9 protein-coding genes are annotated in these 14,199 nt (G+C 64.7%); 5 read left to right on the top strand and 4 right to left on the bottom strand.

Annotated features, from left to right (window positions below):
• Positions 1-6: 6 nt before the first annotated feature.
• The 3 genes from PWM43_RS10560 to PWM43_RS10570 are packed head-to-tail and all read left to right on the top strand — an operon-like array spanning position 7 to position 3,288.
• Positions 7-960, top strand: coding sequence for an SIS domain-containing protein (locus tag PWM43_RS10560; RefSeq protein ID WP_289842476.1), 954 nt, complete (start codon positions 7-9; stop codon positions 958-960).
• Complete coding sequence (locus PWM43_RS10565; protein WP_289842477.1) at positions 953-2,239, top strand: class II D-tagatose-bisphosphate aldolase, non-catalytic subunit; 1,287 nt, start codon at positions 953-955, stop codon at positions 2,237-2,239. Before PWM43_RS10560 ends, PWM43_RS10565 begins: the two co-directional genes overlap by 8 nt.
• Positions 2,236-3,288, top strand: coding sequence for a threonine aldolase family protein (locus PWM43_RS10570; protein WP_289842478.1), 1,053 nt, complete (start codon positions 2,236-2,238; stop codon positions 3,286-3,288). Before PWM43_RS10565 ends, PWM43_RS10570 begins: the two co-directional genes overlap by 4 nt.
• Before the next feature lie 3 nt (positions 3,289-3,291).
• Here PWM43_RS10570 and PWM43_RS10575 read toward each other — a convergent pair whose 3' ends face one another.
• Positions 3,292-3,744: an Lrp/AsnC ligand binding domain-containing protein gene (locus PWM43_RS10575; protein ID WP_289842479.1), complete on the bottom strand. Its 453-nt coding sequence runs from the start codon at positions 3,742-3,744 to the stop codon at positions 3,292-3,294.
• A gap of 143 nt (positions 3,745-3,887) precedes the next feature.
• On the opposite strand from PWM43_RS10575, the gene putA reads away from it, so the two are divergent.
• On the top strand, positions 3,888-7,490 hold the full coding sequence (gene putA, locus PWM43_RS10580) for a bifunctional proline dehydrogenase/L-glutamate gamma-semialdehyde dehydrogenase PutA (RefSeq protein ID WP_289842480.1): 3,603 nt from the start codon (positions 3,888-3,890) through the stop codon (positions 7,488-7,490).
• A 182-nt stretch (positions 7,491-7,672) separates the two neighbouring features.
• Positions 7,673-8,869, top strand: coding sequence for an arabinose transporter (locus tag PWM43_RS10585; RefSeq protein WP_289842481.1), 1,197 nt, complete (start codon positions 7,673-7,675; stop codon positions 8,867-8,869).
• A gap of 16 nt (positions 8,870-8,885) precedes the next feature.
• On the opposite strand, the gene PWM43_RS10590 is transcribed toward PWM43_RS10585, so the two are convergent.
• The 3 genes from PWM43_RS10590 to PWM43_RS10600 form a co-directional block, all read right to left on the bottom strand.
• Positions 8,886-9,656, bottom strand: a complete 771-nt coding sequence (locus PWM43_RS10590; protein WP_289842482.1) for an IclR family transcriptional regulator — start codon at positions 9,654-9,656, stop codon at positions 8,886-8,888.
• On the bottom strand, positions 9,646-10,551 hold the full coding sequence (locus PWM43_RS10595; RefSeq protein ID WP_289842483.1) for an IclR family transcriptional regulator: 906 nt from the start codon (positions 10,549-10,551) through the stop codon (positions 9,646-9,648). The genes PWM43_RS10590 and PWM43_RS10595 overlap by 11 nt, the downstream gene beginning before the upstream one ends.
• A gap of 126 nt (positions 10,552-10,677) precedes the next feature.
• A complete protein-coding gene (locus tag PWM43_RS10600; RefSeq protein WP_289842484.1) occupies positions 10,678-14,043 on the bottom strand; it encodes a GH92 family glycosyl hydrolase in 3,366 nt (1,121 codons plus the stop codon).
• Between the last annotated feature and the right edge of the window lie 156 nt (positions 14,044-14,199).

The following is a 14,199-nucleotide window of genomic DNA, read 5'->3' on the forward strand; positions in this document are numbered from 1 at the left end:
ACAGAAATGAATGCGACAGAGCGTGGAATTCGGGAGCAGTTCGCCCTTTGGAACGCGGCGCCGCAGGAGCGTGTCGCGCCGCTGCCCGAGAAGATGCAGGTCGTCGTCGGATGCGGAACGTCCGTCCATATCGCGGACTCGATCGCGGCCGGGCTGAACGAGCGGGGACGTCTCGCCCGGGCGGTTCCAGGCAATGAATGGACGCGCCGGTCAAGTGATTACGTGCCGTCTGGCCTTCCCGTCGAGGTGGTGGCGCTCTCGCGCAGTGGCGAGTCGACCGAAACCGTGGCCGCGGCCCGCTTCAGCCGCGCTTCGGGCGTGCCTGTGCTTGGCATTACCTGTGCGCCGGGCAGCACGCTTTCGCGGGAATCGGACCGGCTGATCGAGGTTGATACGCACGCCGAAGAAGGCATCGTCATGACGGCGTCCGCCAGTCTGATGCTGCTGATCGGCCTGCGTTACGCGGGCTTCTCGATCGGAACGGATACGACGGCCGCCGCGGAAGCCCTCCTCAAGGCCGCCGATCCCGCCATCAGGGAACTGATCGAGGGGCGTTCGCACTTCGTCTTTCTCGGTGGCGGGAGCTATTATGGCGTAGCCCGTGAGGGCGCGCTGAAAATGCAGGAAATGAGCCTCAGCCAGAGCGAGGCGCACCATCCGCTCGAATATCGCCACGGTCCGATCAGTCTGATCGACGAGCGCTCGCTGGTCGTGTTGATGTATCATCCCGAAACCCGCAAAGAAGAGAGCGTTCTCGCGGAGGAACTGATCTCCAAGGGCGCGCGGGTCCTGGGGCTTGGCGGTCCCGGCACGGTGTCCTTCGATGTCGGCGGCGATGTCGGGGCGGGGCCGCTGGTCTGCCTGCCCGTTCTTCAGCTTCTGGGCGAATATGTCGCGCGCATGAAGGGGCTCGATACCCTGGCGCCCCGGCACCTGACGAAGGTCGTGACCATTGCCTGACGCCGCGTCTTTTCTGCTGGCGCTGGCCCGGCAGATGCACGACCCTGCGATCTCGCATGGTCGTCGTCGCGGCATCGCCTCGGTCTGCTCCGCGCATCCCTTCGTCCTCGAAGCCGCGCTTCGGCGCGCGGCGCGGACCGACACGCCGGTCCTCATCGAGGCGACGTGCAACCAGGTCAATCAGGAGGGTGGCTATACGGGGCTGACGCCTGACGATTTTCGTGAACGCGTCTGGTCGATTGCCGACAGGGTCAGTTGCCCGAGAGAGCGCATCCTTCTCGGCGGCGATCATCTCGGCCCCAATCCCTGGCGGCATCTCGGCGCCAACGAGGCCATGGAGCGCGCGGGCGTCATGGTGGAAGCCTATGCGCGCGCGGGATTCGTCAAGCTTCACCTCGATGCAAGCATGGGCTGCGCCGGGGAAGATCCCGTCCTGCCGGACGACACCGTCGCCGAGCGCGCCGCATGGCTGGCATCGCGGGCCGAGGCCGTCGCACCCGGCCAGTCCGTTTATGTGGTGGGCACGGAAGTGCCCGTGCCGGGCGGTACGCAGGAGGGCATGGACCACCTCGCACCCACGGCGCCGGAGGCCGCGCGCCAGACGGCTTTGGTCACGCATGATCTCTTCACGCGTCTTCTCGCCCCCGATGTCTGGAAGCGGGTCATCGCGCTCGTCGTGCAGCCGGGTGTCGAGTTCGGCGCGGAGGACGTCGAACTGTATGACCGCCCCCGGGCGGGCGGTCTGGTCGAAGCCCTCATGACCTTGCCAGGTCTGGCTTATGAAGCCCATTCGACGGATTATCAGAAACCCGCCGATCTGCGAGCGCTGGTCGAGGATGGTTTCGCCATCCTCAAGGTCGGCCCGCAACTCACCTTCGCCATGCGCGAAGCCCTCTATGCGCTGGACGCCATCGCCAATGTCCTGAAACCGGGCCGCCGGAGTCTGCGCGACGTGATGGAAGCCGAGATGCAGGCCGACCCCTCCAACTGGCGGACGCATTACGATCCCGCGCGTGCGGGATGGCTGCGCCACTACGGCTACAGCGACCGCATCCGTTATTACTGGGCGAAACCGGCCGCGCAGGTTGCCGTGACCGCGCTGGTGACGGAACTGAACGACACCGGCCTGCCCGAACCTCTGGTCAGTCAGTTTCTCCCCGCTCTTTACGAACGCCTCCGCAACGGGCAGATCGCTTCCACACCGGAACAAATCGTCATGACGGCGATCGATGATGTTCTGGATGCTTATGCAGGGGCGTGCGGCCCGGTGGAGGGATGACGATGCGGCAGCAATATGCCAGCGACAACTATGCGGCGATCTGTCCGGAAGCCTGGGAAGCCATGCAGGAGGCCAATGTCGGCTCCGCCGTATCCTATGGCATGGACGACTGGACGACGCGCGCTTCCGATGCGCTGCGTAAGGCTTTCGAATGCGACGCCGACGTTTACTTCGTCTTCAACGGCACGGCGGCGAACTCGCTGGCGCTGGCCAGCCTCTGCCGCTCCTATCAAAGCATTCTCGCAGCCGACATGGCGCATATCGAGACCGATGAATGCGGCGCGCCGGAGTTTTTTTCCAATGGCGCCAAGATCCTTACGATCCCGACGGAAGGCGGCAAGCTGACGGCGGAGGCGATCCGCCGCATGGCGAGGATGCGTACCGACATCCATTTCCCCCGCCCGGCGGTCGTCACCATCACGCAACCGACGGAAACGGGGCTTCTCTACAGTCTCGACGAGATCCGCGGCATCAGCGCGGTCTGCCGCGAACTCGGACTGAAGCTGCATATGGATGGCGCGCGTTTCGTCAATGCGCTGGCGGCGCTGGACTGTTCACCCGCCGACATGACCTGGCGCGCGGGCGTCGATGTCCTGTGCTGCGGTGGCACGAAGGGCGGCATGGCGGTCGGCGAGGCGGTGATTTTCTTCGACCGCACCCTTTCGGATGGCTTCGATTTCCGTTGCAAACAGGCCGGACAGCTCGCTTCGAAAATGCGCTTTCTCGCCGCGCCATGGGTCGGCGTTCTGCGGGACGGGGGCTGGATCGCCCATGCGCGCCATGCGAACGGTGCCGCGCAACGTCTCCATGAAGCGCTGAAGGACGTGCCGCACGTTCGGCCCGTCTTCCCCGTGCAGGCCAATGCGCTGTTCCTCGACATGCCGAGCGAGATGACGGCGGCGCTTCGTGAGCGCGGCTGGGTGTTCTACGAATTCATCGGAGGGGCCGCGCGTTTCATGTTCGCCTGGGACGCGGACTATGCGCAGGTCGACCGACTTGCCCGTGACATCGCTGAATGTGCGCGGGATTATAGACAGGACGCGCGCTGACGTTCAGACGGGCAGGGCCGGATCGGCCTTGACCTCCTCCATGACCGTGTAGGTATGCGTCTGCCGGATGCCCGGCAGACGCGTCAGCGTGCGCCCGAGGAAGCTGCGATATGCGGTCATGTCCCGCACGCGCGCCTTGATGAGATAATCGAAGCCGCCGGTGACCATGTAACATTCGCTGATCTGCGGAATGGTCTGCACGGCGTTGGAAAACTGCTCGAACAGATCCGGACTGGTGCGATCCAGGGTGATCTGCACGAAGACCAGCAATCCGAGCTGCACGGCCTCGGGGTCGAGGCGCGCCGCGTAACCACGGATCGTGCCTCCCTGTTCCAGCCGCCGGACGCGCTCAAGCGTCGCGGCGGGGCTGAGATGGATCGTACGGGCCAGTTCGATATTCGTCATGCGTCCGTCACGCTGCAGAAGGCGCAGAATTCTGCGGTCGATATCATCCACTGCGGCGCAGGGCTCCTGAATAAGGTTCGGCTTAAGAGACATATATGTATTTTATATTCGGCAGTATATCCCGAAAACGATATTTCATTCCTGCGGAAACAGGATAAGTGCCCTTTGTTTCGATTCCATGTGGAGTTCCGTCGTTGAGCGAGTCCTTTGCCTCTCTGCGTGTTGCCGTGCCCGAGCGTTCAGCCCTGCGCCGCGCGATTACGGATCACACGCGCGTGCCTGAAATTCCCCGTGTGGAAGCCTTGGTCCGGGACGCACGGCTGTCTTTCGAGGAAGCGCCGAAAGTGGTCGGCATCGCCCGCGCGCTCGTGACGGCCCTGCGAGCGCAGAAGACGCCGGGCCTCGTTCAGAGCCTCGTGCAGGAATATGACCTTTCCACACGGGAAGGCGTGGCCCTCATGTGCCTCGCCGAAGCGCTGCTGCGCATTCCCGATACGGCGACGCGTGACGCCCTGATCCGTGACAAGCTGGCGGAAGGCGACTGGCAGGAGCATCTCGGCGCGGAGTCCTCGCTCTTCGTCAATGCGGCGACTTGGGGACTGGTCGTCTCCGGAAAGCTTCTGTCTCGCGCCGAAACGAAAGGCCTCGGTGCGAGCCTGAAGAAGCTCGTCAGCCGCGCGGGCGAGCCCGTGATCCGCAGCGGTGTCGATTTCGCCATGCGCATGATGGGCGAGCAGTTCGTGACGGGCGAGACGATCCATCGCGCCTTGAAGAACAGCGAAAAATTCGTCGCGCGCGGCTTTCGCTATTCCTACGACATGCTGGGCGAGGCGGCGACGACGGCGGCCGATGCCGAGCGCTATTATCGCGATTACGAAACCGCCATCCATGCCATCGGTCGGGCGTCGAACGGGGCGGGGATCTATCGCGGCCCCGGAATCTCGGTGAAGCTCTCAGCGCTCCACCCGCGCTACTCCCGGCTTCAGCGCGACCGCGTGCTGGCCGAACTGCTTCCGCGCGTGGCCGAACTGGCCGCGCTGGCGGCACGATACGATATCGGCTTCAACATCGACGCCGAGGAGGTGGACCGCCTCGAACTGTCCCTCGACCTTCTTGAGGCCCTGTGCTTCGACCCGCGCCTCGACGGCTGGGAGGGGCTGGGCTTCGTCGTCCAGGCCTATCAGAAGCGCGCGCCCTTCGTGCTCGATTTCGTGATCGATCTCGCACGGCGTTCAAAGCGCCGCCTGATGGTCCGGCTGGTCAAAGGCGCCTACTGGGATAGCGAGATCAAGCGCGCGCAGGTCGAAGGACTGAGCGATTTTCCGCTTTTCACGACCAAGGCGCATACCGATATTTCCTATATCGCCTGCGCGCGTAAACTTCTGGCCGCGCCGGAGTCCATTTTTCCGCAATTCGCCACGCATAATGCGCAGACGCTGGCGGCGATCTACACGCTGGCCGGGCCGGATTTCAATGATCGCCGCTACGAGTTCCAGTGCCTGCACGGTATGGGCGAGGCTCTCTACGGCAATGTCGTGGGTCCCGATAAGCTGAACCGCCCCGTGCGGGTTTATGCGCCCGTCGGAACGCATGAAACGCTGCTGGCCTATCTGGTGCGTCGTCTGCTGGAAAACGGCGCGAACTCGTCTTTCGTGAACCGCATCCAGGATGAGGCGATCTCGATCGCCGAGCTGATCGCCGAGCCGGCGGCTTCGTTCTCGACCGAGACACGCTCGGCGGCTGTCGTGCAGCCCCGCGACCTGCTCCAGCCGCAGCGCGAGAACTCCCAGGGCATGGATCTGACGGATGAAAACGTCCTGCGCGCCCTGACGGACGTGCTTCCCGCGATGTCGGCGCCGATACACACGGCGCCAGCACCCACGGCACCCGCCGATGGGGCGGCCACCGCAGTCATCAACCCGGCCAACCGCAACGATGTCGTCGGCCATATCGCGTTCCTGTCTCTGGATGACGCTGACGTGGTGGTTGCCCGCGCGACGGAGGCGTTTCCGGCCTGGCGTGACACCACCCCCGCCGATCGTGCGGCGTGCCTGTTCCGTGCGGCGGACGCGCTGGAGCAGGACATGCCGCGCCTGATGGGCGTCATCGTGCGCGAAGCCGGAAAGTCGCTCGGCAATGCGGTCGCGGAGATCCGCGAGGCGGTCGATTTCCTGCGCTATTACGGCGCCCGGGTCCGCGATGGTTTCGACAATGCGCTTCATGTCCCGCTCGGGCCGGTCGTGTGCATCAGCCCGTGGAACTTCCCGCTCGCGATTTTTCTCGGTCAGGTCTCGGCGGCCCTGGCGGCCGGGAATACGGTCCTCGCCAAGCCTGCCGAGGAGACGCCGCTGATCGCGCGCGAAGCCGTGCGGGCTCTGCATGCGGCGGGCGTTCCCGAAGACGTGGTGCAGTTTGTCGTGGGCGCGGGCGATGTCGGCGCGCGCCTCGTCGCGCATGTCGATGTGCGAGGCGTGCTGTTCACGGGCTCGACCGAAGTGGCCCGGCTCATTCAGCGCACGCTTTCGGCGCGTCTCAATCCCGACGGCGCGCCGGTTCCGTTGATTGCGGAGACGGGCGGCCAGAACGCCCTGATCGTGGACAGCTCGGCGCTGGCGGAGCAGGTGGTCGTCGATGTGCTGTCCTCCGCTTTCGACAGCGCGGGCCAGCGATGCAGCGCGTTGCGCCTGCTCTGCGTGCAGGAGGACTGTGCCGATCGCGTCCTGACAATGCTGCGCGGCGCGATGGACGAGCTGGTGACCGGCCGTCCGGACGCCCTGCATACTGATATCGGTCCGGTTATCTCCGAAGACGCGCGGAAAGGCATCGTCGCGCATATCGACGCCATGCGCGAGCAGGGTTTCGCGGTTCATCAGGCGCCCGTGAAGGACGAGTGCGCCGGCGGCACGTTCGTTCCCCCCACCCTGATCGAAATCGACAGCGTGAGTGCTCTGCGGCGCGAGGTTTTCGGTCCGGTGCTGCATGTGCTGCGCTATCCGCGCGCCGAGATGGAGAACGTCATCGACGCTGTCAATGCGACGGGCTACGCGCTGACATTCGGCATTCACACCCGCATCGACGGAACCGTCGATGCCGCTGTCTCGCGCTCCCACGCGGGTAATATCTACGTCAATCGCAACCTCGTGGGCGCGGTCGTTGGCGTGCAGCCTTTTGGCGGTCACGGGCTGTCCGGCACCGGCCCGAAAGCGGGAGGACCGCTCTACCTGCGACGTCTGCTGGCGCGCTCTCCGGCGATCGAGGGGGAACTGGTGCGGCCCGTCCCGCCACTGGCGCGCACGTTCCGGACATGGTGGCATGTGGAAGGCAGGGTCAGCGCCACGCCCGCGATCGAGCGGACACCCCTCGGCACGCATCTGGCGCTGCCGGGGCCGGTCGGCGAGGAGAACGTTTACGATCTCGTGCCGCGTGGAACCGTGCTCTGCGCCGGTCCGGATGTCGCTTCGCTCGGCACGCAGATCGAAGCGGCGCTGGCGACGGGCAATCGCGTCGCCCTGCCGCCTGGGCTGCTGTCCTGTGCCGAGGGCCTGCCGGGCGAACTTCTCGGGCACATCAGCGTGCCACGGGGCGACGACAGTTTCACCGCGGTCCTCTGCGCCAGAGACGGCGAGACATGCCTGGCGCTGGCGCGCGGGCTTGCGGAACGTGACGGACCCGTCGTGAACCTGCTCGTCCCCGATGAAGCGGGGCGCTACCCCCTGGAGTGGCTCGTCCTTGAGCGTGTCGTTAGCACGAACACCACGGCGGCGGGTGGCAACGCCGCGCTCATGGCCTGTAGCTGACGCGTTCAGACGATCCATCCGGGGGTTTGGGAGAAGCGCGACCCGGAGTCTGGCGGATGTTCAAAAACTATTGAGCCGCCGCTCCATGTCTGGCGTCGTTTTTTGCGCTAGTTCCTTATGCACGCGCTCCGCGACCGGTGGCATCCGTCACAGTGTCGCAACGTGCAGCGGAAGGGTGGCAGATGGGTTCGGATACGATGCGTGATGCGGGAGGCGATACAGGCCTGCTCAATCTCTATTGGCTCACGACAGCGCTTTTCCTCTCTTATCTGCTGGTCGCGATGTCGATGCCGACGACGACGCTTTTCGTCGTCACGCGTCTTCATCTGGGCAGCGGGCTCGCCGGGCTGGCGGTCGGAATCGCCTTTGCGTCGACCATCGTCACGCGCGGCTGGGCCGGTCGGATCGCCGACGAACATGGCGGTAAATACTGCGCCTGTCGGGGACTGGTCCTGTATGTCCTGGCCGGTTTCGTCTGCCTGGGAGCCACACTTCCCGCCCTGCCGGTGGCGTTGTCCTACGGCATCCTGATCGCGGGCCGATTGCTGCTAGGCATCGGGGAGAGCCTGACGATCGTGGGTGTGATCCAGTGGGGCCTGGGTCTTCTTGGCCCGGCGCGGTCGGGGCGTGTCATGGCGCTGGTCGGCATGGGGCTTTACGGCTCGTTCGCCGCAGGGAGTCCGCTTGGCCTGACGATCTATGACCGATGGGGATTTGTCGGCCTCCTGGCGGTCGGATTGCTGATGCCAGCCCTTGGTCTCGCCATGGCGCGTGCCGTTCCGCGTGTCGAGCCGCATCGCGGACATCGCAAACCCATTCTTTCCGTCCTGCGCGAGATATGGGCGCAGGGGACCGTCATCTGTTTGCAGGGCGTGGGATTCGCCGTGATCGGGGCGTTCATGCCGCTTCTCTTTCTGCATCACCACTGGCCCCATGCGGGGCTGGGCCTGACGGCATTTGGCGGCGCTTTCGTTCTGGTGCGTGTGTTCTGCGGGAAATTGCCCGACCGGCTGGGCGGGGTTCCGGTGGCTCTTGTCTCGATGAGTGTGGAAGCCTGCGGTCAGTATACGTTATGGGCGGCGACGGACCCGTGGGTCGCTCTGGCAGGGGCATTTCTGAGCGGTCTGGGCTGCTCGATGATGTTTCCCGCGATGGGCGTCGAGGTTGTCAGGCGTGTTGCGCCGCAACTGCGCGGCACCGCCATGGGTGCCTTCGCGGCCTGTCAGGATCTCGCTTACGGGCTGAGTGGGCCGCTTCTGGGGGGCATGGCGGAAAGGGAAGGGTTTTCGTCGGTCTTTCTCGCGGGCGGGATCGCGGCCACGCTCGGATTGGGCCTGGTCGTTGTGATGGCGCGGGTGCCGCACGAAGACCGCGCCTGAACGCGGAGCGCGATATTCACGTGCCCGCTCCAGCGCCGCGACCCGACAGCAGGCGGCGGCGCGCGTCGAACAGCGCTGCTGCCAGATCCGTCTGATACACCCGGATTTCTTGGACAGGCCCCGCGAGCGACAGGCAACCGATGAGACGTTTGTGGCCCGGCGTCTGAATGGCGATGCCAATGGCTCCAATGCCGAATGTCACGTCTTCTTCGGAGAGCGCATAGGCGCGTTCGCGTGTTCGTGCGATATCGGCGCGGATCGCGTCCGGGTCCGTGAGGGTGCGCGCGTTGAAGACCTTGTGCGGAAAGCTGCGTAGATAGGTATTGGCCACAGCGTCTGGCAGTGCCGCGAGAGCCGCCCGACCCGCAGCGCCCGCGTGGAACGGTAAAACCTGGCCAGGCCTGAGCATCAATGCGTCCATGCCGCGCCCCTGTACCCAGTCGATACAGACCGTGTCCGTTTGCCGGGGGACCGTCAGAAAGACAGTCTGTCCGGTGCTTTTGTTAAGATCTTCCAGGATTGCATGGGCGCCTGACCATTCGAACATCCCGCCGCGCGCGGCATCCGCGAGATGCAGCCATTTCAAAGCGAGAGCGGAGCGCCCGTCGGGCATGGGCGCGACCAGACCAATGTCCGTCAGCCCCTCCAGAAGCCGATAGACGGTCGATCGCGGAATGGCCGTGAGGGTCGCCAGTTCGGCGGGGCCCAGTTCGCCATGCCGGGCAAGTTGCTCCACGAGGAGATCGGCCTTGCCGATGACGCCGGCTTTTTCCTGTTCAGGCCGCACGGGGATTGCCTCTCTCGGGCGTAACGGCCGCTTCGTGCGGACCCGTGAGCCGGTGTCCGAGCGCGGCGCTCACCGTTTGCGCGGCGTCCAACAGACGCTCACGCGCCATGGGCGGCAAACTTTCCGCCGGTGAGAATCCGCTGACGCACAAGGCCGCCTCGATTTCCCCGCGATGATTGAAAACGGGTGCCGCCGCCGACAGGACGCCGGGGGACGTCCGGCCGATATCCTCGCCGTATCCCTGCTCTCGGATCATGGTAGCCGGTTCTTCGAGATCCTGGTTTTCGCGTAGAGTGGTGGCGATGGAGTCCCGTTCTGACTGCGGCAGAAAGGCTGTCAGTGTCGCGCCCGCGGCACCACGATCGAGAGGCATCGAATCGCCCACTCGCAGCGGAAAGCGGCGAATGAGGTCGTCTTCCGCGACGTCGATGCAGACGGCCCGCAGTCCGCGACGGACGAAAAGGCTGCATGCCGTACGCAGCTCGGTACTGACGGCGCGCATCGTCGGCCAGGCGATATGCTGGATGCGAAGACGGCTTTCCACCATCCCGCCAACCCGCACAAAATAAATCCCCAGCCGGTAAAGACCACGCTCATGGGCCGGTTCGATCCAGCCGAGAGAACCTAGCGTGCGTAGGAGGCGATAGACCGAACTGACCGGCTCGTTCACATGCGCTGCCAGATCGGTGACGCTCGACGGGCCACGCCGCTGCAGGGCGTCGATGACCGCGCCCACTTTCGTCAGGATTTCGACGCCGTTCGCGCCGCGTTCTTCAGACATCATCGTCCAGCCATTATCGTCCTGTCGGCGGGTTGCGGGAAGTCCGGGCGCGGCGCCGGGAACACGACTGGCACAGATGGCATGATCGTCACGCGACGGCCCTCGGTCAAGCAACGGTCTATTTCAGGAAAACGCCCGTTGCGCGCGCAGCGGGCCACGACCATCGCGTGGATGCCAAAGCCCGGTTTCCACGACGGAGTTTGGTCTTTCGCCGGACACGGACCGTGGTTTCAGGAAAGCTCACCGTGCGGCGGTCTCACCCGGTCCAAGCAGTTCGAATTCCCCGATTTCGGCGGAGTGGCTTTCGCTGACAACCCAGCGGTAATAGCGATGTTTCGTCGCATCCGGGACCAGGAACGGGCGCGTCTGACGCTTCCACGGGAAAACCTCCTGCTGACGACGATCGATGACCTGCCAGCTCCTCGCGTCGTCGGATGCCAGCAATTCCCAGGCTTTCGGGGCCTTGTCCGGGTTGTCCGACGACGTGATCGTGTAGGCCAGCGCCGTCGAGGGCGTCGGCAGGCTGACGGTCAGCCCCGTTTCCGGCACGGAGGCCTTCGTCATGGAGTCATTGTCGAAGGCTTCAGCGGGGCCTTCGCGTCGCGCTTCGGGGCGGTCGGCCAGATCCGTCGCCGGATCGGGCGCGTTCGTGCCCTGCGTCAGAGACGGCAGCGCGGCGTCTGGTCCTGTGCCCCAGCGGGACGGATGAGCGCCCATCGTGAAGGCAAGCTCGCCGCCCGCGGTGATCTCGGCATGGGACAGCCACCAGCGGGTGAGAGGATGCCCGTTGAGCGTGACGGACTGAATATAGCGATTGCGATCGCTGATGCCCGGCGCGCGAATGGTCAGGATGTGACCATGCCCGACTTTCATGCGCATGATTTCAAAGCGCGGCACACCGATCGCGTAGGTTGGCGTTCCCATGCGCAGAGGGTAGAAACCCGCGGCGCTGAACACCCACCAGGCCGACATTTCCCCGTTATCCTCGTCGCCCGGATAGCCCTGTCCGATCGCCGTGCCGCGATAGAGCCGGTTCATGGCGTCGCGGATCCTGTCCTGCGCTTTCCAGGGCTGACCGGCGACGTCATAGGTATAGAGAATATGATGGGACGGCTGATTGCTGTGGCTATACTGTCCCATGCGAATGTCGTGCATTTCGCGCATCTCGTGGATGACGCCGCCATACGCGCCGACATGATAGACGCCCGGTGTCGCGAAATACGTATCCAGCTTGCGGGCCAGTCCGTCGCGGCCGCCGTAGAGATTGGCCAGCCCCTGTCCGTCCTGAACGGGATCGAACGCCATCGTCCAGGCATTGGTTTCGGTGTAATCGCCGCCCCATGCCAGGGGATCGAACGCATCTTTTGCGACGCGCCACGAGCCGTCCGGTTTGCGACCCACGAAAAAGCCGACGTCGGGGTCGAAAAGCTGGACGTAATTCAGCGCGCGGTTGTGCAGATACCACGCTTCCGCTTCCAGATTCGCTTTGTCCCTCGCATTCGAAGACGTCGCTTTCGCCAGATCTGACGCCATTTCACCAATGGCGAAATCGTTGAGGGTTGCGGCGTTCGACCAGGACAGGGCTTCGTCCGTATCCGTGTCGGTAAAGCCTTTGAATGCCGAGCGCGCGAGACCCTTGCGCCCGACGCCCGGGTCGTCCGGAACCACCGTCGCGTCCTTGAGGGCTGCGCGATAGAATGATGGCGCATCGAAGCCGCCGATGCCTTTGCGCCAGGCATCGGCGAATGCGACATCGGCGCTGGTGCCCGTCATGAGATCCGCATAGCCGGGCGAGGACCAGCGCGCGATCCAGCCGCCCTCGCGATATTGCTGCACGAACCCGTCGATCATCTTCCCGGCCTCATCGGGAGCCAGCAGGGCGTAAGCCGGCCATGCCGTACGGTAGGTGTCCCAGAAACCGTTATTGACATAGAGGGCTCCGTCGCGGATCGGCGCTCCGGTGCGCCGATCCGTGCCTGCGTCATCCGCTTTGATGACCGGGCTGGCATGAACGATCCGCGGTTCGTCGGCCGTGCCGATATTTTCATGCGCTTCGTTCGGATAGAGGTGCAGCCGATAGAGATTGCCGTAGAGGATGCGCTGTTCGTCGGCGGGAGCGCCGGGAATGGCTATCACGTCGAGACGTTGATTCCACGCGGCTTTGGCGGCGTCCGCGACGGCTTCCAGGCTCGTGCCGGTCGGAATTTCCAGCGCCAGATTGCGTCTGGCCTGTTTGAGACTGATGAGCGAAGTGGCGATCCGAACCGTCACGATCTTCCCGGCGGATGTATCGAACGCCGCCCAGCCCTGCACGTCATCGCGCTTCTGCCCGGTCATGCGGCCCTGCGCCTTCGCCGGGCGGTCGAATTCCAGATGCACGAACATGCGTGTCGATCCGGTCGAAAGCGAGCTTGCGACGTCGGTATAGCCGTCCGCGCTCAACCCGTCGGAGGCGAGGCGAAGGCTCCCATGGTCGTTGATGTTGTCGAAGGCAATCTGTCCCGTATCGCCGGGATAGGTGAAACGAAAGATCGCCGCGTGGTCGGTTGGCGCCATCTCGGCCACGATCCCGTTGTCGAGCGAAACGGCGTAGCGATAGGGCAGGGCCGTCTCATGCGCGTGATCGAAGGATGCGGACCGGGCCGTACGGTCGGCGGATGGCGGCGCGCCGCCCGGAACCGGCATGAGCTGGAAGGTCTGCCGATCTCCCATCCACGGGCTCGGCTCGTGGCTGAGCGACAGGGCTTCGAGCCTGGGCCGGTTATCCGCGCCATTGCGTTCCTGATACTGATAAAGCCAGTTCGAATCCCCGCGGGTGACCGGCGTCCAGAAATTGAATCCGTGCGGCATCGCGGTGGCGGGAAAATTATTGCCTCTCGAATATCGGCCATTCGCGTTGGTGCCCCGACGGGTGTCCACGAGATCGGCGGGGCTGACACCGTCCACGTTTTCTTCCGTGCCGAGCGTGATGCCGTCGAGATAAAGATGGTAGGGCGTGGTACGGGACGGGGCTGCTGACACGAGCTCCAGCGCGGCGATGCGTTTGCCCTGCGCCACAGCGCCCAACGGTACATCGACGCGATTCCACTGATTGGGGTAGAGCGCGCGTCCCAGACCCTGCCCGCTGGGAGTCAGGGCCGAGCCCGTCCGATCGGTTGCACCTTGCATCGAGGCCCGGGGCATCGAGGCCCGGGAGCCATCGGTAAACACGACGTCGATGGCGCTGAACGTCGCAGGATTGACGAGGGATTGAGGGTCGGCGACCGGGAAAACCATGTAGCTGAGCAGGGTGTCGTGCTGGACGACGGGCCGGGCGTCGGGTGCGGGTCGCATGATGACCGCGCGGGCCTTTCGACCGCTGACGTCCAGGCGAAGGACGTGCAACCTGGTCAGTCCGACGTCCGGACGGGCGGTCAGCACTTCCTCTTTCGTGGGGCCGCCGACGATGGAGAGCGCCCAGCCCGGTCCTTTCTGGGGCGAAACGGTATCAATCATGTCGGGAGCCGAGGCGAAACGCGATGCCGCATCGCCTCGCGCCGGATTCGAGAGACCTGAAGCGCAAAGCGCGAGCATGGCCGCGCTTCCGGCCCAGTGATGTCGTTTCATAAGAAGGGCTTTCTCTCGTGTCGGTCCTGATAAAGAGCGAGCGCCCGGGCCACGGCTCCATGCTCCTGTGCGCGTTCGGAGACCGAGGTCATCATGAAAATCCGCAGGAGGCGCAGCCTGTGCCCTGACACTGTGCTCTGGCACTGTGAACGTGGC

The organism is Brytella acorum, from assembly GCF_029309905.1.
In the GTDB taxonomy this organism is placed as follows: domain Bacteria; phylum Pseudomonadota; class Alphaproteobacteria; order Acetobacterales; family Acetobacteraceae; genus Brytella; species Brytella acorum.